Genomic DNA, 20,141 nt, shown 5'->3' on the forward strand with positions numbered 1-20,141 from the left:
GTTATGACCTCAATTTCAAGAAACTTCACTTGAAATAAACCAATTACCAACAACCATCATGGGATCGCTGCTACCAAAAAATACACTGCCACGATCTTCTATCGTCCACCAGTGGCCATCGCTATCCGCGAAACGAAATAGTATTGTGGGAAGAACAGCATGATGCTGCTGTGAATACCAATGCTGATTAAGTTTTTCCTGATCCTCAGGATGAATGGCCTCGATAAGCTGCTTAATATTGGAACATGCAGTAATATCTGTATCAGGAATACCGTTATTTGAGTTTCCCCATTCAATCGTTCCATCGCTTAAATTCAATTGATAAACAAGATGCTGTCGAGTATAGATGCCTTGATTTTCATCGATCCGTTGAGTGCTACGCGTCACAACGCGCAAAAATACCATTAATAGCGATATTACTGTCAAATAACCTTGAATAAGCCAAAGAGACTCATGACGAAACAAGCCGTGAAGATAAAAAGGCCCTTGTCGATTACTGGTATAATAGATAGTGATAGTGGCAAGTACTAATAATGCTAATGACCCCCCACGGTTCCCCCAGAGCAAGGATAAAATAACGGCAAATAAAACAGGAATACACAGCAAAGATAGCCGAATAAGATTACGTTGATGGTGGAAATAGGCGTTATACAGTTGTATTGCACTATCATTAAATATCAAGATAGTACTCATAATCAGTAAGCCAAGAACGACGACGCCCCAAATTAAATGCATCCGCAAATTAGTTATCGTTTTAAATCGGGTATTTATTAACCCCATAATCACTGTTGTAGCAAATATATTCCCTGTAATATCAGCAATAAATCCATCCCAAAAGATATTTTTAATCGAAGTATGATCCAACCAATACATGCTGACCGAAAACAATACCGCATCTAACAAACTGACAATGATGATGGTAAATAGCCATAGTAAGATAATATGCAAATCATCATCTTGATGGGCATATTTGCGTACAATCCAAGCAATAACAATGCAGGAAAGTACCCCTAAAATAGAGTAAAGAACTGAAATTAGAATAGCTTCACTATCAAAGCCATCTAAAAAAAGATTTAACACAATGAAGCCAAATAACAATATTGGCCATTGGCGTTTATGCATACATAGAAATGCCGTCGTTGCTACTCCGGCAGGAAACCAGACAACGGAAATTTCAGCGTTAGGTGGCGTGAGAATTTCTGAAATCTCACCTGTCACATAATAAAGCAACAGCCAGCCTATTATGGCAACGAATGGCATTTTCTGTGATAACAGAGATGTTTTCATATATTATCTCAGGCTCAGTAAAAGTTATCTCTGGTGTTTCTCAATAAAAAAAGAACAAATCCCCTTTTCGCTGGCAAAAAATAGCAAAATTAGAGCCTCAGGTATAGTAATTACACTGATTTATTATGTTCGATAGTATCTTAATCATACCTCACTTAATAACGAAATATCGCAAAAACTGCGCCGCGACAACGCACCTATCGTGCAAAGGTTTCCATCATAGTGAAATTTACTTAGAACAAATATACAACTATTTGATATAGTGAATATTATTTTTCTATTCTGTTGAAGGTTTAGTCGATGTTACGTTACCCTGCTCATATTACACATATTCTCCGTCATGCATTTCGTTCACGGCCTCGCTTTATTATCTCTTTGCTTGTTGCATTGACTACCTTTTTCGCTCTGTTGCCATATCAAGGCACTATGATGTGTTTGATCCTAAGTTGGAACGCCTTTGCTTGGATCTATTTACTTTTTCTCTTTGCTCGAATTATTAATCATAAAGTCAAAGATATACGCAAAATAACCAGAGTTGAGGATGAAAGTGCGCGTATGGTTATATTTTTTCTCGTCGCGGGCTGTTGTGTCAGTTTATTGGTGTTATTTTTTGCGTTAGGGGGCCATGGCGATTTTTCGCAAGATGATAAATTTGTTTCTTATGCACTAACGGCTTCAACACTGATTTCTTCGTGGTTACTGCTTCCTACCGGCTTTACCATGCACTATGCACATTTGTATTACAGTAATTCAGATAAACAACAGCCATGGTTGCGGTTTCCTGATAAATTGCTTGAGCCGAGTTATTCCGATTTTATGTATTTCTCTTTTACTATTGCCGTCGCGTCACAAACAGCGGATGTTGAAGTTGCCTCAACTCCTATGCGTCGTGCGGTATTGCTACAGTCCGTTATTTCTTTTATTTTTAACATGGCAATCTTAGGGTTATGTATCAATATCTCGGCAAGTTTTTTCTAACGTTAATGAGGCTTATTTTCACGCCGTCTGAATCAGTTACACGCTAATAGCACAAAGACAGCGGCATGATAATTATTAAAAAGGAACAATGATTGGATTATTTTCGACTCGCCACACCACAAGATATCGAAGCACTGAAACACATTGATAGCGTAGCGACCGCTGAACGAGCCCAAAATATTCAGCAATGGATTAATGAGAAGAATTGCTATCTCATCGAACGCCAGAGCCAAATTATTGCCTATGGCGTTTTACATTACCGCTTTTTTGGATGTGGATTTATTGAAATGTTGATGGTTGATAGCGAATTTCGGCGACAAGGCATAGGCTCACAGTTAATAGAACAGCTTAAATTAACTTGTGTGACTCCAAAGCTATTCACCTCAACCAATCAATCAAATGTTTCCATGCAAAGATTACTCGCGAATGCTCAGTTTATTCCGAGTGGAATAATAGAGAACCTTGACGAAGGCGATCCTGAATTGATCTATTTTTGCCGATGAACACCTTCTACCACTGAGCAAACATAATGTTTAATTTAAAACCTTATAACAAAGAAGCGTGCATCACTACATTTGTCAATTTTTCATTAAATTGCTGATAGGTTTGCGGATTTATCTTCGTTGGATAACTTAAAATTTCCAATTGATGTGGTGCATATTCAGGATGATAGCTTGGATGGGCATGTTGATATTCATTTTGCTTAAAGCCGCAATGGTGGTAAAAACGCAGCCTTTTCTCACTAATTTCATCGATAACAGGGTCGATTTCCAGAATAACCCGACTCACTTGTTCACAGAAGCTGCTTAGCACTTTTTGACCGTATCCCTTTCCCCGTAAATTAGGCGATATAGCAAGGTGTTCAATATAAAAATAATCACCAATTTTCCAACTTCCTACAAAACCAATAAAAACACCTTCATCAGAAAAAGAGTACAAATAATAATCTTTATGTTTAAGTATACTTTGTCGTCCTTGATAACTTCTTTTTTCATAAGCTGGGAATGACAAATCGTAGAGGCCATTGACCTTTTCTATTTCTATCGAATCTTTCTCTGTTAATCTCGTGACGGTCAGCATTAAACTAAAATCCATTATTTTACAAACAAACCCTGTTAGCATACCTATTATCTATTACTCGGCAACTGATTTTCACTTTCTCTTGGGGTAAGAAGCTAATATAATCATTTGTTTTTCATAGATAAAAATAGATAATTACCTCTTCAGGATAACAATCCTTTGGTCTTTTAAAAAATATTATCATTCTGATATTGACTTTATCCCTCTCTCAATCTAAAAATACTGTATATGAATACAGTGTTAGGTAGAGGCGATTATGTTACGCATTGAGATTTTATTTGATAAAAATGCACCACAAAAACCTAGTGATATTATCTTGCAAGCACTTGAAACTGAAATTACTCGTAAACTTAGCCCACAATATCCAGACATGATAACGCGGGTTTCTTTTAGCTCTAGCCAGCGAATTAATATTTCAGGCACCAAACTTGCGCAAGATAAGGCTCGTATTGAAGAGATATTAGAGGAAATTTGGCTGGACGATGGCTGGATCCCTGAACAAAATTCAATGGATTAGGCATGTGGTCAATTAAAGGAATGTCTGGCTAAATTAGCTCAGCATTCCTTTGCCACTATCTAAAATAATACGTTTTAAAAAGTGTATTTTATTCCAGCTAAACCAACCCATCCTAAACGCTGCTCAGTAAGCGTGCTTTTCGCAGCATCTCCAACTAGGTAATAAGCACCAACGCCAGTATAAAGCGCGGTGTCTTCATTTAGGTTATAATTTAATATGGCACCACCGTGAATATCTTTAAAGCCACTTCCCGCGTCATATTCATTAAAGCGTGAGCGACTTGCCTGCTGTTTTGATACGCCAAAATAAGCTTGATTATAAGCTTTATTTCCCCAGACCGTCGCTAACGTATATTCAATATCCCACTTGCTATTTATTTGGTAATTACCAATACCACCGATTTCAACGTTCACTGTTCTACCAATATTTCGCCCCCCATAGTGGCGATCTTTGGTTGCCATGTCTGCTGAAACATAAAGCTGGTAGTTATTGATTGAGTAGTTGACTGTGGCTCCTACGGTCATTGAACCATCTAAATCGCCCATCCCTTTGAGATCTTCATTTTTATTGCCCAAAATCCCTATTTTTTCATCTCGTCCGGCATCATAGCCAATTCGGCTAGAAAACGTGAAGTTATCTGTTAAACCAATTGCCCATTCCGCCCCTTCTAATCCAATACTAAATACACCATAATCATCGGATATATAGCCATAGTTAATATCAACTGTCGGTGAAAATAGGTATTTATTGGATCCCTCATAAGCGGGCATTACTGAGCCACCAGCTCCTAATATCAGCATAGTTTCCCCTGCCATGACAGCACTATAGGGTAATAATGCCGCAACCAAGGTTACCGCTGAACACAATTGTTTCATTAGAAGTTTCCTATCTTATTTATTAATAAATTTTCTGCCTAATAAACGTTTTGATTTCCTTCATCGGATTAGTACCATTCTTTACTTCTTTAGTGATTTTCTCATTTGCAATGCAACTTTTTATTTTTGTACAAGCATGAATTTCGTTTATTGAAACCGCTGGAAATAACCTTTCCTTCGGCAAATTAAAATTTTTCCCTATTAAAATCATTGAGATAAAAATAACCGTAACGAAAGCTGTGCTCTCAATAAGTTGTAATTTCATTTTAGTTATTCCTATAACTGCAAAGACGTTAAAATAATAATCTTATTGCTCATTCATACCTTAAAAATGGGTTAAACAAACCTTAAGGCTTTATTAAATCTCACGTTGAATTGACCTTGATTATATTGTCGGAAAAATGTTGCCTGCTTATACTGCTCGCCAGAGAGGTGATAAAATGAATATTCTATTAGTCGAAGATGATCTCCAATTAGGCAAAGCACTCTGCCGTGGCTTAGAACTTGCAGGTTTTAATCCACTTTGGGTACGGTTACTTTCGGATGCTAAACAACAACTCAATTCCCGTAATTTTGATCTCATGCTCCTAGACTTAGGATTGCCTGATGGTGATGGTAATGAGGAATTAATCGCATGGCGCCGCTCAGGCCAATCAATACCGATTATTATTTTGACCGCACGTAATCAGATGGATAATTTAGTAACCAGTCTAGATTCTGGTGCCGATGACTTTTTAACCAAGCCATTTGCCATGCCAGAGTTAATTTCTCGTGTAAAAGCGGTCAGCCGCCGTATGGCAGGTTTTTCATCGGAAATTTGGCAATTGGATAATCTGCAATTAAATCCAATCAATCACCAAGTGCTCTTAAATGATCAGCTTTTGCTACTATCAGGCAAAGAGTATCAACTTTTATATGAATTAGTGAAAAATGCCGATAATGTAGTTCGCAAGGCCGATCTTGAACAGCGCCTATTTGGTTTCGATGATAAAATAGAAAGTAATTCGCTTGAGGTACATATTCACAACTTACGACGCAAGATAGGTAAAGATCGCATTATCACTATCCGCGGCATTGGTTATTTACTTAAAAAAGAAGCTCAGCCAAGTGAAAGTTAAATCCTTTTTTATTTACACCTTTTTCTTACAGATAAGCTCAGTGGTTTTACTGTGGGGGCTGCTCGTTGGCTGGCTACAATTTTTTTATTTACCTAGCATTGATGATGATTTTAACCGGCAACAACAAATTGTTACCAAAGGCTTTGCTGATACTTTAGGCGCCGTTACCAATAATCCTGAATATTTTGATCGTATCGCCACCTCATTACAAAAAATGTATACCGATGCGATGGAAAATGGCTTGGAAGTCTCCTATAAGCCTTTTGTTGTGATCCGTAATCAACATGGTGAAGTGCTATACCGTAATAGCGATAAAATTAATATAACTGACAATATTACGTTCAATGAATTACAAGCACAGCAACCAAATTGGCACTTTACTGTGTCATGGAATGACGCGCACACCATTGAGGTGATCCTTGGTGAATCCTATTTTGACCGTAAATCAATAATTGGCAGCCCCGCAGAAGGCACCGCAATACCTTTATTATTTATATTAGGTATCATGCTAATCGCTATTATTGTCACCGCTTATTTCAGTTTGCGACCACTCAGACAAGCTGCAACTATAATCTCCAGCCGTAAGCCGGGGAATTTGACGCCAATTGAAGTCAAAGAGCAATATAAAGAAATCCGCCCTATTATTACTGCTATCAATAATCTCATGTTGCGGGTCGATGCCGCCAACCAGCGCGAAAAACGTTTTATGGCAGATGCCGCCCATGAACTCCGAACCCCTATCGCTGCTGTGATTGCACAATTGCATTTATTGATGCAAATAGACAATGTCAAAGAGAGGGAGGAGATTGTCAAAGATATGCAAGCCGCTTTAAATCGGGCAGCTTCATTGTCTCACCAACTTATTGATTTAGCACGCTTAGAAGCTGAAGACTTTTCTGTCAATAAAGAGCAAATTAATATACCTACTTTAATTTCCCATATCACTTCATCACATGTTCCCCATGCGATCAGCCAAGATATCGATATTGAATTACAAAGTCCTGATAATGTTTTTATTACCACCGATAAACTTGCATTGACCACTATTTTTACCAACTTGCTGGAAAACGCGATTAAATATAGTGACAAAAAAGGCAAAATTAAGATCACCATTAGAGATTTAAGTCCGTTCGGTGCCACTATAACCGTGCAAGATAATGGTCGAGGGATCCCTGAAGAAAGTCGCCAACTTATCTTTTCACGTTTTTATCGTGTACCCGGAACAATGGAAACAGGAAGTGGCCTTGGGCTTTCCATTGTCCATAATCTTGCGACAAAAATTGATGCGACTATCCGAGTGACAGATGGGTTAGATAAGAAAGGTGTTGGATTTATTATTGATTTACCTTAATGATAATTTTGCCATTAAGATCATAGAGCTTAGACCGTTTTTTGGGCTATAATTTAATTCTATAAGTCTTTTTACTTATTTTGTTAAAGGGAAGGCTCATGTCTCAAGCATTAATTATTATCGATCTCATTGAAGATATTATAGGTAAGAATGGATTATCAAATACCAGTTACCTACAAGCGCAAGAACGTCATGTTGTTGAGAACGCTAATCAAGCGGCTGCTTTTGCACGTAGCCACAACATCCCTGTTATTTGGGTCAAGGTTGGGTTTGCTGATGATTATCAAGATATCCCAGCAGGCTCTCCGATGTTTCACCGTGCAAAACAGCTTAACGCATTAAAATTAAGTAGTTCTGGTTGTCATTGGGTTAAAGATCTTGATGTACAGCTCCGAGACCTCATTATGATTAAAAAAGGCGTTAGTGCATTTACTGGAAATCAACTTGCACATTGGTTACAAGAAAATCATATTAAACAGGTTATTTTTGGCGGAGTGAGTTCACTACTCGCAATTCAAAGTAGTGCTCGCCAAGCCCATGATCTTGGTTATCAAGTTACCGTCATTGATGAACTTTGTGCAGCAGCAAGCTTAGAGTTGCATCAACAAAGTATGCAAGCATTACAAGGAATGGCCACCGTTTCTTCACTCTCCGAATTTTTGCAAGGAAACGTCAAACCATCCTACTGATTATTGTTTTTATAGTGCTAACATTTTCTGGATATAAATATCGCGAAGCCGGAGTGCTAACTGCCCTGGCTTGCCCCCAGCAATTTTCTGCCCATCAATTTCAATCACCGGCCAAACAAGCGTTGTTGATGAAGTAATAAACGCTTCCTTAGCAGTTATTGCCTCTTCAATGGTAAATGCACTTTCTTCAACCGCTAAGTTTTGTTCTTGCGCAAGGGTTAAAATGGCTTGCCTTGTAATGCCGGGCAATATTTCATGGCTTAAGCTACGTGTTTTAATTTTATTTTCAGCGGTGATAATAAAAAAATTGCTGGAACTGCCCTCTGTTATAAAACCATCTTTGACAAAAAGGGCATCTTCAACTCCCTGAGAGCGGGCATATTCTTTTGCTAAACATGCTGCAAGTAATGCAACTGTTTTAATATCACAACGCTGCCAACGAATATCCTCAAATGTCACAACTCTAATCCCTGTTTTTACACGAGGGTTCTCAATAATAGATGCCTGCTGAGCAAAAAGAACCAATGTTGGGGGGATCGTTTTATCAGGAAATAAGAAATTACGTTGCCCCGCATTTCCACGTGTTAATTGTAAATAGATGAGGCCTTCAGTGAGGTTATTTTTTTCAATAAGTTGCCGATGAATATCAAATAATACATCCTCTGTATAAGGTAGTGCTAATTCCAATTCATGACATGACCGTTTTAACCTTGCTATATGGTTTTTAAAATCAATTAACTTCCCGTTAATGACAGCTGTTACCTCATATACAGCATCGGCAAATAAAAACCCACGGTCAAAAATTGATATCGAGGCCTGCTCCTCTGGGATAAACCGCCCATTGATATAAGTCATCATAGCGTTACTTTTCCTTTTCAAATTGCACACACCAAGTTATGTGATGAAATAGAGATCGACAGCCATGCCACACAATAAAAACGTCATTGTTGCAATAAAATCTATTTTAGACACTCATTAATTGAGTGTTTTTTATTGATGAATATTAATGTGAGATCAAAATTCATCACTTTTAGATTGATTCTCTAGTATTAACAATAGTCATTGTTGTTATTTTTGTGAAATAGCTATTGAACTAAATGCTAATGCCCTATATTTTTAAAATTAATACAAATCAACCCCGTCAACTACTCTTTATTTGACATAAGGGAGAGCCTTATCATGCTTAATATCAATCCAGATCAACTTAAAAACCTTGCAGAGTCACAATTAAAAGGTCATAGAACGATTATTTATCTCGTTGCCTTATTATTGCTCATTGGGGGGATTGTCTGTATTACTAATCCGCTTGTATCTGGGATCGTATTCAGTTCTTTCATTGGCGTGGTGTTATTAGTCAGTGGCGTAGCCGTTATTTTGAATATTTTCTTCAACCGACTCTACGCAAATATGTCTATTTTATTCAGTTTAATCGTCGGTATCGCCTACCTTATTTTAGGTTATGCGTTCCTCTCAGACCCACTACAAAGCTTGTTATTTCTCGCCATTTTTGTCGCTATTTTATTTATTTTCGGCGGGGTCATTCGGATCTACGCAGGTACTAAGTTGTTTAGTTCAGCAGCCGGAATGATGAATATTTTGATTGGTATTTTAGATTTTATCATCGCCTATATGCTACTAAGCGGAAATGCTCAAACTTCCATCACCCTATTAACCCTGTTTATTGGTATTGAATTGCTCTTTAGCTCTTTCACCCTGTTCCTACTGGCTGGGGCCTTAAAAAGCACCAATAAATAGCCCATGATTGATGGCGAGTTCCCCCCTGTTACCTACCTAACAAACTCGCTATCAAATATTTTTTAAAAATTAAAATAATATTTAATCCAAGCTTGACTTTCCTTTTCCAATAGTTAAAATGCCATCAAGTGATCTAGATCACACTTTAACATTTGGAGTTCCCATGCATACCCTTAAAGAATTTATTAGTGATGTTCAAGAAGTTATTGAATTACTTGCTAAACGTTTTATGTAAGACAGCGCATATTTTATTACCTCATCTTTAGCGTTCTGTGCATATTTTTTTGCAATACAGCCTTAACTCATTAAGGCTGTTTTTTTATCCAACTATAGCGTTAATCACAGTTGCCCCCATCTCACCGATTCCTCTCCCTCTACTTAATCATCATAAATAACTAAATGAGATATGCCCCCTATTGACGAGCCATATCTTGTCAATACAGTCAGCCGTTTTTATTACCTGCTAATTAAGCCTCTATAGGTTTATTTAAGGCTCACATTTCGCTTTAAACGCATATTTTCGGCTTATATTTTTGGCTATCTTAGATTGTTTCGCTATTATGGGTGAGTTTTGGTTAAATTTATGTTACTATCTATAAGTTGTCTATAAAGTGGAAAATTGAACTAAAGCATCTTTCAGCACAATGGATGCCAATAAAGAAGGAGAACACATGCAGCAGCAACTGCTAGACTGGGTACGCCAGTTCAACCAAGATTATGCCGAAATTGCTTCACTGTTAATCGTATTAGGCTTAATTCTTGTTGTCGCCTTAATTTTGCATTTTATTCTGCACAAAATTATCCTTCCTCGGATAGAGAAAAGTGGTCAGAAAAAAGGCAGTGGCTGGCAACGTCAATTAACCCAGTTTAATCTATTTAATCGCATTGCGTTTGTTATCCAAGGTGTTGTCGTCAACATCCAAGCCGTTCTATGGCTTCATTCAGGCTCTACCGCACAACAGATATTAAGTGTTGCTTCACAGGCTTGGTGCTTACTGTTTGGGTTACTTACGTTTTTCTCTATTCTCGATATTTTGCTTAGCGTATTACAGCGCGCCGCAAAAACAGCTCACCTGCCGTTACGTGGGATCTTCCAAAGCGTAAAACTTATCGCATCCGTACTCATTGCAATTATGATCATTGCACTGCTAATCGGAAAATCCCCTCTGATCCTACTCAGTGGATTAGGTGCAATGACGGCGGTCATGATGTTGGTCTTTAAAGACCCAATCATGGGGTTAGTCGCAGGGATCCAACTCTCTGCAAACAATATGGTTAACATTGGCGATTGGCTTGAAATGCCTAAATATGGCGCCGATGGTGCTGTCACCGACATTGGTTTAACAACCGTTAAAGTGCGTAACTGGGATAACACTGTTACAACTATTCCAACTTATGCCTTGATTTCAGACTCATTCAAAAACTGGAAAGGGATGACTGAATCAGGGGGGCGTCGTATTAAACGTAGTATTCGCCTAGATACCACGAGTATCCATTTTCTTGACCAAGAGCAGATTGACTCTTTAGTTAAGGCGAATCTTTTAGAGCCCTACATTGGTGATAAAATTTCTGAAATTAAAGTCTTTAACTCGTCTATTCCCGAAGATAGAGTGACACCACTTAACCAGCGTAGGCTAACCAATATTGGTACTTTCCGTGCCTATGTTGAAGCTTATTTGAAGGCACATCCTAAAATCCATAAAAATATGACAATTATGGTAAGGCAGCTTGAATCTGACTCAAATGGGTTACCTATTGAAATTTATGCCTTTACCAATACCACTGTTTGGGTTGAGTATGAAGGGATCCAATCTGATATCTTTGACCATATTTTCTCCATTCTGCCACAGTTTGAACTGCGCGTTCACCAGTCACCAACAGGCACAGATATGCGAGCTATCGGTCAAACAGTTACTGGATCTAATACCCAACAGTGATTAATTAAGTTAATTTATGGTATTACAACTTAGGTAGTAGTTTTTAAGAGGGGGAAACCCCTCTTTTCCTCTATTTCTCTCACCTCTCTATATAAGTAGTCACATAACGATAGATAATTTAAATGCGACTATCCCCTCTAGATAATAGAAAAAATCCTTTAAAAATTAATGTGATAATAATTAATTTCCTCTAATTTATCAGGGATATTGTTGATGTAGGTCATGTTGCTGATGAGTGACTTTTTTTAACATATAAAACAAGAAAGTGATGTCGAACTTTACATATAGGCAATGTCAATGCATAAAACAAATAAAAATACTCATTTTGGAGAGCTGAGTCGGAGGGAGTTTATTCAAACCTCTGCAACGGTTGCTACCGCTGCTGCTGTTGCAGGCTCAATCACTCTTCCTTTTACCGCTCAAGCAAAAACACCAGAGATCATGCCTGATGAAGTCAACGAGAAAATCAGTTACAGCGCTTGCTTAGTTAACTGTGGTAGCCGTTGTCCACTCAAAGTCCATGTTAAAGATGGTGTTATCAGCCGTATTTCTAACGAAACCATGTACGACGACTCAACTTTGGGCGAACACCAAATTCGTCCATGTTTACGTGGTCGCTCTGTACGTTGGAAAACCTATAACCCAGATCGTTTGAAATACCCAATGGTACGTGTTGGTAAACGTGGCGAAGGTAAGTTCAAGAAAATCAGTTGGGATGAAGCGACTACTATCATTGCAGAAAAACTAAAATACACTATTGATAAATATGGTAGTGATGCCATTTATTATCAGTATGGTACGGGTTCGACAGGGGCGAATTTACATGGTCGTGCGGCCTGTAAACGTTTATTAAGCCTAACCGGTGGTTTTCTCGGTGACTACGGCACCTATTCCTATGCTCAATTAATGGAAATCACACCGTATGTATACGGTAGCGTTGAAGAATCGCTCCTATCTGAGATCCAAAACTCTGACTTAGTCGTGATGTTTGGTCATAACCTTGCCGAAACGCGTATGTCTGGTGGCGGTCAATTTTATGAAACATTGAACGCACTTGAGAAAAGTAAAGCTAAAGTCATCATTATTGACCCTCGTCGCACTGACAGCGTGACGACGCTAGGCGCAGAATGGATCCCAATCTATCCTGGTACGGATGCCGCGCTGGTTGCTGCATTGGGTTATGTGATGATCCAAGAAGGCCTAACTGATGAAGCGTTTTTGAAAAACTATTGTGTCGGTTGGGATGAGAGCACACTCCCTGCTTCAGCGCCACGTAATGGCTCCTACAAAGATTATATTTTAGGAAATGGCCCTGATGGCATTGCGAAAACACCTGAATGGGCAAGTAAGCTAACAGGTATTTCTGTTTCGCGGATCATTCAACTGGCTCGTGAAATTGGTAACGCAAATCATGCTTGGATTTCACAAGGTTGGGGTCTACAGCGTACTGAGAATGGCGAACAAGCTTGCCGTTCCATTATGATGCTGCCTATTATGTCAGGCAACATCGGTCGTCCAGGTACTAACACTGGCCTATGGGGTAATAGCATTGCTTATCCTGTTGCCGGATTTAGTTTACCAAACCCTGTCAAAGCAACGCTGCCATCCTTTATGTGGACAGAAGCGATCGTGCGCGGCAAAGAGTTAACCGCAGAAAATGGCGGTATCAAAGGTGCAGATAAGCTAAACAACGATATTAAGTTCATGTGGTGTTACTCCAGTAATGTTATTGGTAACCAGCACGCTGACTTGAATAAAACACATGAAATTCTATCTGACGAGTCAAAATGTGAATTTATCTTAGTTTGGGATAATCATAATACTCCATCGGCTAAATACGCTGATTTACTGTTGCCAGATGTTACTCCTGTTGAAACCAACGATCTGATCAACAACTCTTACGCAAGTGGCGCATATCATTATCTGGTGCGTTTACAAAATGCTATCGAGCCATTGTGGGAAAATCGCCCTAACTATGATGTATTGGCCGAAATTGCAGAAAAAATGGGTGTAAAAGAGCAGTTTACTGAAGGTCGCACTTATGAAGAGTGGATTGAGTATTGCTACAATAAAACCCGTGAAACTATGCCTCATCTACCTGAATTTAGTGAAACAGATGGTGCAGGCATTATTGACCGTCGATTTGCTGATACGTCAAAACACATTGCCCTAAAAGATTTCCGTGATGACCCGATTGCGAATCCACTGAAAACGCCATCAGGTAAGATTGAAATCTATTCTGAGCAGTTAGCAGAGCGCGTTAAAAACTGGGAGCTTCCTGAGGGCCAACGTATTCCTGCCATCCCTGAGTACTGTGCAAACAAAGAAGGTGTTGAGCAGCAACGTAATCAACAGACTTACCCTCTGTTAATGACCGGTTTCCACGACAAAGGTCACGTCCATTCAAGCTATTTTAATGTTGAAATGTTACGTGAAGCGATCCCTCATCAATTCTGGCTTAACCCAATCGACGCGCAAGAGCGTGGTTTAAGCAATGGTGATATTGCAGAAATTTTCAACGACCGTGGTCGCATTCAGATTAGAGTTAAAGTGACTGAGCGCGTATTACCGGGGGTTATTGCCGTTCCACAAGGCGCATGGCGCACTTTGGATCAAGCAGGATTAGATACAGGAGGCTGTATCAATACCCTCACCTCACAAGTTCCTTCACCACTAGCGAAAGGAACACCACAACATACTAATCTTGTTGAAGTGAAACGCGCTTAAGGAGTTAATTGATGAAACAGTATGGCTTTTATTTTGACTCCACAAAATGTACTGGCTGTAAAACGTGTCAAGTCAGTTGTAAGGACGAAAAAGATCTCGATTTAGGCCCTAAATTCCGCCGTGTATACGAATTTGGTGGTGGTAGTTGGCAAAAACAAGATGGTATTTGGCAGCAAAATGTCTATAGCTACTATTTATCTATCTCTTGTAACCATTGCTCTAATCCAACCTGTGTGGAAGGTTGCCCAACAGGGGCGATGCACAAACGTGCCGAAGATGGTCTTGTCGTTGTTGACCAAACCGTTTGTGTCGGTTGTCGTTACTGCGAATTACGCTGCCCATACGGTGCGCCGCAATATGACGAGAAGAAAAAACTGATGAGCAAATGTGATGGCTGCTACGAGCGCGTTGCTAAAGGTATGAAACCCGTTTGCGTTGAGTCATGCCCACAACGTGCATTGGACTTTGATGATATCAATGTCCTACGTGAGCTTCACGGTACAGAGTGTGGTATTGCGCCTATGCCAGACCCTAGCCTTACCAATCCAAACATCGTTATTAAACCACATAAAGATGCCAAACCTTCTGGCGATAAAAGTGGTGAACTAAAAAACCCTGCGGAGGTGTAAAATGCATGAATTACCACTAGTCTTTTTCACCGTGTTGGGGCAGTCTGCTGCTGGGCTATTTTTATTAGCTTATTTAAGTAAAAAAATAGGTTCAATTGATGAAAAGCAACTGAAAAATGCCAATATCCTCGCCTTTGTTGTGATGATTATTGGGTTAGGTATTGGTGGCCTACATGTGGGGCAACCACTGCGCTTTTTCAATATGTTGCTAGGTGTTGGTCGCTCACCGATGAGTAACGAAGCCTTTTTAAGTGGTGTCTTCGTCACTTTTGCCGCTGCAACCTTGTTTTTTACACTCTTTTATAAACAAGCATTGCTACGTGAATTAGCGAATATTGCCGCGGTTATTTCAGGTGTGGCGTTTGTTTGGTCAATTCCACAGGTTTATAACATTGCTTCAATCGCAAACTGGAATACGGGCTATACTACGCTGCAAATGTGGATGACCATGTTAGTTGGCGGTGGTGCTTTAGCAATAGCTATTGGCGCTCGTGGATTAGGGATCGCCTCTTTCCTTATCGGTGCGTTGGTTATTTTCGCTAGCCGTGCGGGGTATCAAGCGTTCTTATCCGAAACCGGTCCAGCATTGAGCGCTGAGCAAACTGGCTTCTGGGGTTTCCAAGTCGTTGTCTTAGTTATTGCTTTGGCAGGATTTATCGGTATGGCATTAAAACAACGTGCACCAAAAGCGACATTAGCGACATGTGCGGGTGCTGTTTTACTGGCTGAACTTGCAGGACGTATTGCCTTTTATAACTTATGGCAAATCACCATGTAGTTCCACGAGTATCAATTTAATAATCACGTTAAGAGCCTGCGAATGTAGGCTCTTTTTTAATTAGCGTATAAACACAAAAGTAATAATTAAAGCCACCAGCATCACTGCGACCTTCTCAATACAGTATTCCATTTTAAGGCAATTTTCTGCATTAAAAAATCACACATTACCGCAACTAGCGCGATAATAAATGTCCCCCCTATAATATAAGCGAAGAGGATATCCGCTACTATAATTTCAATTATTAGACCCTCTATTTGATGGCTGCGTGGTAGAAGTTCTATGAACCAAAGGAGTATAGAAAAAAGGCCTGGGATCAAAAAGTACAATAAGTAGCGGTGAAAATGATTCAAACTGTTTTTGAGATAAAAGTAAAATACAGGTATTAGAAAGAGCCAATAACCGAGTAAATATAAACTCATTGATTTGTAGTACGCTAGCAATAGCAGATAAGCATTTGCCCCTTCTCTATAAAAAGGAAAAAATAGCTGCTGTACAGCTTGAAGATAATAACAAATTATACCAAAACAAAGTGATAGACATGATATCAACGCATTATGGTTATTAGAAGGCATTAGAGAGGTCCTTTTCACCTGTTTAAAATAACCTTAGTAATAAATCTTTTAATAAAGCGAAAGAATGCAGCAATACATTCGCCTTTTTTCTCACAATAATCAATAAGTGATACCACTAAATCTTCTTCATTTTGTCAACAGGGGTTTGCAGTGTTTCCATTCACGGCAAACCTAGCTACCCCAGCGTTTAGAAACTATCTAAAAAGCGGAATTTGGTTGCTGTAAAAAGGCAATTTCCTCTTTAGTAGAAGGACGCCCCAATATCTGGTTTCGATGTGGATAACGACCAAAACGATCAATAATCGCCTTATGTTGCATTTCATAATTTAGCGTATTGTCATCCCCTAAGCCACGAAATAGCTCAACCGCTTGCTGATGAATAAAGCTTGATTCAGAGTGCATAAACGGCATTAAAATAAATTTGCGTTGAGATAGTGGCAGCAAATTATAATCTGCTTGTTTTATCGCTTCTTGAGCCAATACCAGTGCCATTTGGTCTTGGGCAAAAGCTTTCGGTGTATCACGCCACACATTGCGAGAGAACTGATCTAAAACGATAATCTCAGCTAAGCGCCCACGAATAGAAATACGCCAATAAGCTAACTCTCCTTTTGCTGCACGCTCTAGTGTTCCGCCGAAACGCTGCATAATAAGAGCATCAAACTTTTCATTTTTTTCAAACCACTGTTTTGAGGTTGACTCCTCAAACCAAAATGTTAAAACGTTTTCCATGGTATTCATAATCGTTATAAGCCTAAATTTGTTAGTGATAAGTTATTTTTTATCGTAAATAAAACCTTATAGTATTGTTATGAGCTACTTCTTAAAACTGCAATCTTCAGATAAATATTTTGTATTTTTGCGAAGCGCTTCCAAAATCAGCGAGTAATAGTGCATATAAATTAATCATCAAGGATAGATAGTCCATTAAAAATCTGATAAAAAATAATCAGATCCCATGTGTTAACTTATTCTGATAGGTATTATTAATAATCCAATAATCTTGAGACTAAAGGAATGTTACTAGACACCGTTTATCCCCCTTATGAATAACGTATTCATCGCGGCATTGTTACACGCTCAATGATTTTTACTTCACTGATACGCTTCTCACTATTAATACAACCAATATGGGTTATCTAGACAATGTTTTGAGGAGAACATAAGTAAGTCTACTTTTGCCATTTAAACTATTTGACTTAATATTAAATAAATTTATTTCTCCTTTTCCCTCTATTTATTTTTCTTTTTAATATTTATTTTTGTTGCATAGAATTTTTTCACAGTTAATTTCTGTTAATTTACAAGTGAAATCGAAATCAAATCATCATTAATTGATTTTTTATTTATTTTTTATAAATGATTTGAACAAAAAATATATATCCTAAATAATATTCCCTAGATATACATCCTCTCATCATTTAGGAATTTATAATGGAAAATAAATACAGTCTAAATAAGACATTACCAATCGGTATTAATGAGACAGGTTTTCGTGAAGAATTCGATAGTATGGGGAAAATAAATGTTCCTGCCGACCGTTATTGGGGAGCACAAACTCAGCGTTCATTACAGCATTTTAATATTGGCAACGATTTAATGCCAAAAGAAGTGTATCACGCTTATGGTTATATCAAAAAAGCTTGTGCGTTAGTTAACTGTGCTGCTAACCGACTTCCTGAGTGGAAAAAAGAGGCGATTGTTATCGCTGCGGATGAAACTATTAATGGTCAATTGGATGAGCATTATCCTCTTTATGTTTGGCAGACTGGCTCTGGCACACAATCGAATATGAATGTGAATGAAGTTATTTCCAATCGTGCAATTCAATTGCTTGGTGGAACGTTAGGAAGTCAATCGCCCATAGGGCCAAATGATGATGTCAATATGGGGCAGTCATCTAATGATACCTTCCCAACCGCGATGCATATTGCTGCCATTTTTGCACTTGATGAGCAATTAATCCCAAGTATTGAAAGTTTAATTGATGTTATTGAGAAAAAAGCCAGCACTTGGATGAATGTAGTGAAAATTGGCCGTACTCATCTGGAAGATGCCGTGCCTTTAACTGTTGGTCAAGAGTGGTATGGTTGGGCAGGTCAACTCAGAGATGCTCTCGAAGATATTAAACGTAGTAAATTAGATCTTTATAAGCTCGCGGTTGGTGGCACCGCGGTTGGTACAGGTCTCAATGCACCAGCCGGTTTTTCAAAAGATGTTGCCGATAAAATAGCTGAGTTGACTCAAAAACCCTTTATTACTGCACCCAATAAATTTACTGCGCAAGGCTCTCTGGATGCGTTAGTTCGCACACACGCATCTATTCGTGGATTAGCTGTCGCACTCATTAAGATCGCCAACGACATGCGCTGGTTAGCTTCGGGTCCTCGCTGTGGCTTTAGTGAGTTAATTTTACCTTCTAATGAACCAGGCTCTTCAATCATGCCAGGTAAGGTTAACCCAACTCAATGCGAAGCAATTGTGATGATAGGTATTCAAGTGATGGGCAATGATACTGCAATCGCCATGTCAGGCAGCCAAGGTAACTTTGAATTAAATGCGATGCGCCCTGTTATTATCAATAACTTGCTACATTCAATTCGTATTTTAGCTGATGGTTGCCATAAATTTAGAGAGTTTTCTGTTGAAGGTACGCAATTAAATACCACTAAAATCACTGAGTATGTCGATAACAGTGTGATGTTAGTTACCGCTTTGTCACCTATTATTGGTTATCAAAATGCGGCGCATATTGCAGAAAATGCCATAGCCAAAAATATCACTTTAAAAGAATCCGCTATCGCTTCAGGAAAAATAAGTGAAGAAGACTTTAATAAATATGTGAATCCAATCGATATGACTGGCAATGGTTTATCGGGTGCTTAACCCATCTTTTTATGATGATTAAAATAGCAATACCACAGTAAGCAAAACAAGATACCCCCTTGAAATAACATTATTATATATTTCAGGGGGAATAGCATAAGTGATATATTACCACCTAGTGACATTAAAATTTAGCTTAACCGGATTTTGGCTTAAACCTATTATTTTCGCTGAGTTCACCCACAAAAAAATACAACTGTATGGCGTAATTTTGGAATAATCCGCCCTTTACACTATTCGCCCTTCGCTGACGTCTAGTCCAATGTACACCACTGTTCTATAATAGAAGCAATATGTATTATGGTAGTTTGATCAAGCATTTTATTCACTATGCTGTCGCGTCCGATACACCTATACACGTTAGCTAATTCGCTGTAGAACCAAATTGTTAAAAATAAAATACGTTCGATTTACCCCTTTTTACGGTTGCCATTCCAATAATTTTATTGATTTGCTATTTAATGCCAATTTAAAATGATTTTTCACGCAATTACATACATTTGATAAATGCAATGGTAAGATCCGCGTAAACCCAATTAATGCTCGTTTATATCAACATTTATCGGGTTAACAATTGTCATTGCATTATTTAGATCATCAACAGTCAATTCAGCCACCACACTGTGGCATGGTATTAACCCAATACTCGTTGGAGGAGCGGCTCGAAATGGCAGGACATATGGTACTCATTGGCTGGGCATTATGGGTAAGTCCTTGTGGCACAGATGCCTGTGATGCATTGCCTGTGACTGAGACCATTTTTACACAAGATCAGTGTATCACCCGTAAATCTTATCTCGAATCAAAGCGCCCTAACCTCTATTTTATGTGTGGTGAAGTCTATCGCGATAGCGAAGAAATCAAAAAAGACGATAAGCACAGTGTGCCCGCCCCTAACCCACCATTGCGTGCACTCCCTGAACGTATTTCGCGATAATGGTTATTTAAACGGGAGCAAG

The 20,141-nt window shown here is 38.7% G+C and carries 19 protein-coding genes; 13 read left to right on the top strand and 6 right to left on the bottom strand.

Going from position 1 to position 20,141, the window contains the following annotated elements:
• Nucleotides 1-15: 15 nt before the first annotated feature.
• Nucleotides 16-1,287 carry an MASE1 domain-containing protein gene (locus tag PR675_RS17575; RefSeq protein WP_060561097.1) on the bottom strand — a complete coding sequence of 424 codons (1,272 nt, stop codon included), beginning with the start codon at nucleotides 1,285-1,287 and terminating at the stop codon, nucleotides 16-18.
• Nucleotides 1,288-1,587: 300 nt separating this feature from the next.
• Here PR675_RS17575 and PR675_RS17580 point away from each other — a divergent pair, with 300 nt between their 5' ends.
• Both PR675_RS17580 and PR675_RS17585 read left to right on the top strand, forming a co-directional pair.
• The gene (locus tag PR675_RS17580) at nucleotides 1,588-2,265 is read left to right on the top strand and encodes a DUF1345 domain-containing protein (protein WP_014656196.1); all 678 of its coding nucleotides are present in this window, start codon (nucleotides 1,588-1,590) and stop codon (nucleotides 2,263-2,265) included.
• Nucleotides 2,266-2,357: 92 nt separating this feature from the next.
• Nucleotides 2,358-2,768 (top strand): GNAT family N-acetyltransferase, encoded by a 411-nt coding sequence (locus PR675_RS17585; RefSeq protein WP_060561098.1) that lies wholly within the window; start codon nucleotides 2,358-2,360, stop codon nucleotides 2,766-2,768.
• Between the two features lie 43 nt (nucleotides 2,769-2,811).
• On the opposite strand, the gene PR675_RS17590 is transcribed toward PR675_RS17585, so the two are convergent.
• The gene (locus PR675_RS17590) at nucleotides 2,812-3,387 is read right to left on the bottom strand and encodes a GNAT family N-acetyltransferase (RefSeq protein WP_004920920.1); all 576 of its coding nucleotides are present in this window, start codon (nucleotides 3,385-3,387) and stop codon (nucleotides 2,812-2,814) included.
• Between the two features lie 214 nt (nucleotides 3,388-3,601).
• On the opposite strand from PR675_RS17590, the gene PR675_RS17595 reads away from it, so the two are divergent.
• The gene (locus tag PR675_RS17595) at nucleotides 3,602-3,862 is read left to right on the top strand and encodes a DinI-like family protein (protein WP_272582845.1); all 261 of its coding nucleotides are present in this window, start codon (nucleotides 3,602-3,604) and stop codon (nucleotides 3,860-3,862) included.
• Nucleotides 3,863-3,936: 74 nt separating this feature from the next.
• Here the strand turns inward: PR675_RS17595 and PR675_RS17600 are convergent, their stop codons facing one another.
• Both PR675_RS17600 and PR675_RS17605 read right to left on the bottom strand, forming a co-directional pair.
• Entirely contained in the window at nucleotides 3,937-4,737 is an 801-nt protein-coding gene (locus tag PR675_RS17600; protein WP_004920924.1) for a MipA/OmpV family protein, read from the bottom strand.
• 22 nt (nucleotides 4,738-4,759) lie between these two features.
• The gene (locus tag PR675_RS17605) at nucleotides 4,760-5,002 is read right to left on the bottom strand and encodes a hypothetical protein (protein WP_004920926.1); all 243 of its coding nucleotides are present in this window, start codon (nucleotides 5,000-5,002) and stop codon (nucleotides 4,760-4,762) included.
• A gap of 175 nt (nucleotides 5,003-5,177) precedes the next feature.
• Here PR675_RS17605 and PR675_RS17610 point away from each other — a divergent pair, with 175 nt between their 5' ends.
• The 3 genes from PR675_RS17610 (at nucleotide 5,178) to PR675_RS17620 (ending at nucleotide 7,895) form a co-directional block, all read left to right on the top strand.
• The gene (locus PR675_RS17610) at nucleotides 5,178-5,855 is read left to right on the top strand and encodes a response regulator (protein ID WP_014656200.1); all 678 of its coding nucleotides are present in this window, start codon (nucleotides 5,178-5,180) and stop codon (nucleotides 5,853-5,855) included.
• Complete coding sequence (locus PR675_RS17615; RefSeq protein WP_004920930.1) at nucleotides 5,845-7,206, top strand: sensor histidine kinase; 1,362 nt, start codon at nucleotides 5,845-5,847, stop codon at nucleotides 7,204-7,206. The genes PR675_RS17610 and PR675_RS17615 overlap by 11 nt, the downstream gene beginning before the upstream one ends.
• A 98-nt stretch (nucleotides 7,207-7,304) precedes the next feature.
• Complete coding sequence (locus tag PR675_RS17620; RefSeq protein WP_004920932.1) at nucleotides 7,305-7,895, top strand: cysteine hydrolase family protein; 591 nt, start codon at nucleotides 7,305-7,307, stop codon at nucleotides 7,893-7,895.
• 9 nt (nucleotides 7,896-7,904) lie between these two features.
• Here PR675_RS17620 and PR675_RS17625 read toward each other — a convergent pair whose 3' ends face one another.
• A complete protein-coding gene (locus PR675_RS17625) occupies nucleotides 7,905-8,753 on the bottom strand; it encodes a D-amino-acid transaminase (RefSeq protein ID WP_040133260.1) in 849 nt (282 codons plus the stop codon).
• Between the two features lie 321 nt (nucleotides 8,754-9,074).
• Between PR675_RS17625 and PR675_RS17630 the strand changes: the two genes are divergently transcribed.
• The 5 genes from PR675_RS17630 (at nucleotide 9,075) to PR675_RS17650 (ending at nucleotide 15,721) form a co-directional block, all read left to right on the top strand.
• Entirely contained in the window at nucleotides 9,075-9,650 is a 576-nt protein-coding gene (locus tag PR675_RS17630; RefSeq protein WP_004920937.1) for a DUF308 domain-containing protein, read from the top strand.
• Nucleotides 9,651-10,321: 671 nt separating this feature from the next.
• Complete coding sequence (locus PR675_RS17635; RefSeq protein ID WP_014656205.1) at nucleotides 10,322-11,587, top strand: mechanosensitive ion channel family protein; 1,266 nt, start codon at nucleotides 10,322-10,324, stop codon at nucleotides 11,585-11,587.
• A gap of 297 nt (nucleotides 11,588-11,884) precedes the next feature.
• Nucleotides 11,885-14,314 carry a DMSO/selenate family reductase complex A subunit gene (locus PR675_RS17640; RefSeq protein ID WP_004920940.1) on the top strand — a complete coding sequence of 810 codons (2,430 nt, stop codon included), beginning with the start codon at nucleotides 11,885-11,887 and terminating at the stop codon, nucleotides 14,312-14,314.
• 11 nt (nucleotides 14,315-14,325) lie between these two features.
• A complete protein-coding gene (locus PR675_RS17645; RefSeq protein ID WP_014656207.1) occupies nucleotides 14,326-14,943 on the top strand; it encodes a DMSO/selenate family reductase complex B subunit in 618 nt (205 codons plus the stop codon).
• A 1-nt stretch (nucleotide 14,944) separates the two neighbouring features.
• On the top strand, nucleotides 14,945-15,721 hold the full coding sequence (locus PR675_RS17650; RefSeq protein WP_004920946.1) for a dimethyl sulfoxide reductase anchor subunit family protein: 777 nt from the start codon (nucleotides 14,945-14,947) through the stop codon (nucleotides 15,719-15,721).
• A gap of 773 nt (nucleotides 15,722-16,494) precedes the next feature.
• Here PR675_RS17650 and PR675_RS17655 read toward each other — a convergent pair.
• A complete protein-coding gene (locus PR675_RS17655) occupies nucleotides 16,495-17,037 on the bottom strand; it encodes a DUF924 family protein (protein ID WP_004920950.1) in 543 nt (180 codons plus the stop codon).
• A gap of 693 nt (nucleotides 17,038-17,730) precedes the next feature.
• Here PR675_RS17655 and fumC point away from each other — a divergent pair.
• Nucleotides 17,731-19,182 (top strand): class II fumarate hydratase, encoded by a 1,452-nt coding sequence (fumC, locus tag PR675_RS17660; protein ID WP_053110985.1) that lies wholly within the window; start codon nucleotides 17,731-17,733, stop codon nucleotides 19,180-19,182.
• Nucleotides 19,183-19,849: 667 nt separating this feature from the next.
• On the top strand, nucleotides 19,850-20,119 hold the full coding sequence (locus PR675_RS17665) for a hypothetical protein (RefSeq protein WP_014656212.1): 270 nt from the start codon (nucleotides 19,850-19,852) through the stop codon (nucleotides 20,117-20,119).
• Nucleotides 20,120-20,141: the final 22 nt, after the last annotated feature.

Source organism: Providencia sp. PROV261 (genome assembly GCF_028477945.1).
GTDB lineage: Bacteria > Pseudomonadota > Gammaproteobacteria > Enterobacterales > Enterobacteriaceae > Providencia > Providencia stuartii.

Coding starts and splice junctions, on each gene's coding strand:
- PR675_RS17575 (WP_060561097.1), bottom strand. CDS start 1,287: ATGAAAACATCTCTGTTATCACAGAAAATGCCATTCGTTGCCATAATA.
- PR675_RS17580 (WP_014656196.1), top strand. CDS start 1,588: ATGTTACGTTACCCTGCTCATATTACACATATTCTCCGTCATGCATTT.
- PR675_RS17590 (WP_004920920.1), bottom strand. CDS start 3,387: ATGCTAACAGGGTTTGTTTGTAAAATAATGGATTTTAGTTTAATGCTG.
- PR675_RS17595 (WP_272582845.1), top strand. CDS start 3,602: ATGTTACGCATTGAGATTTTATTTGATAAAAATGCACCACAAAAACCT.
- PR675_RS17600 (WP_004920924.1), bottom strand. CDS start 4,737: ATGAAACAATTGTGTTCAGCGGTAACCTTGGTTGCGGCATTATTACCC.
- PR675_RS17605 (WP_004920926.1), bottom strand. CDS start 5,002: ATGAAATTACAACTTATTGAGAGCACAGCTTTCGTTACGGTTATTTTT.
- PR675_RS17610 (WP_014656200.1), top strand. CDS start 5,178: ATGAATATTCTATTAGTCGAAGATGATCTCCAATTAGGCAAAGCACTC.
- PR675_RS17620 (WP_004920932.1), top strand. CDS start 7,305: ATGTCTCAAGCATTAATTATTATCGATCTCATTGAAGATATTATAGGT.
- PR675_RS17625 (WP_040133260.1), bottom strand. CDS start 8,753: ATGATGACTTATATCAATGGGCGGTTTATCCCAGAGGAGCAGGCCTCG.
- PR675_RS17630 (WP_004920937.1), top strand. CDS start 9,075: ATGCTTAATATCAATCCAGATCAACTTAAAAACCTTGCAGAGTCACAA.
- PR675_RS17635 (WP_014656205.1), top strand. CDS start 10,322: ATGCAGCAGCAACTGCTAGACTGGGTACGCCAGTTCAACCAAGATTAT.
- PR675_RS17640 (WP_004920940.1), top strand. CDS start 11,885: ATGCATAAAACAAATAAAAATACTCATTTTGGAGAGCTGAGTCGGAGG.
- PR675_RS17645 (WP_014656207.1), top strand. CDS start 14,326: ATGAAACAGTATGGCTTTTATTTTGACTCCACAAAATGTACTGGCTGT.
- PR675_RS17650 (WP_004920946.1), top strand. CDS start 14,945: ATGCATGAATTACCACTAGTCTTTTTCACCGTGTTGGGGCAGTCTGCT.
- PR675_RS17655 (WP_004920950.1), bottom strand. CDS start 17,037: ATGAATACCATGGAAAACGTTTTAACATTTTGGTTTGAGGAGTCAACC.
- fumC (WP_053110985.1), top strand. CDS start 17,731: ATGGAAAATAAATACAGTCTAAATAAGACATTACCAATCGGTATTAAT.
- PR675_RS17665 (WP_014656212.1), top strand. CDS start 19,850: ATGGCAGGACATATGGTACTCATTGGCTGGGCATTATGGGTAAGTCCT.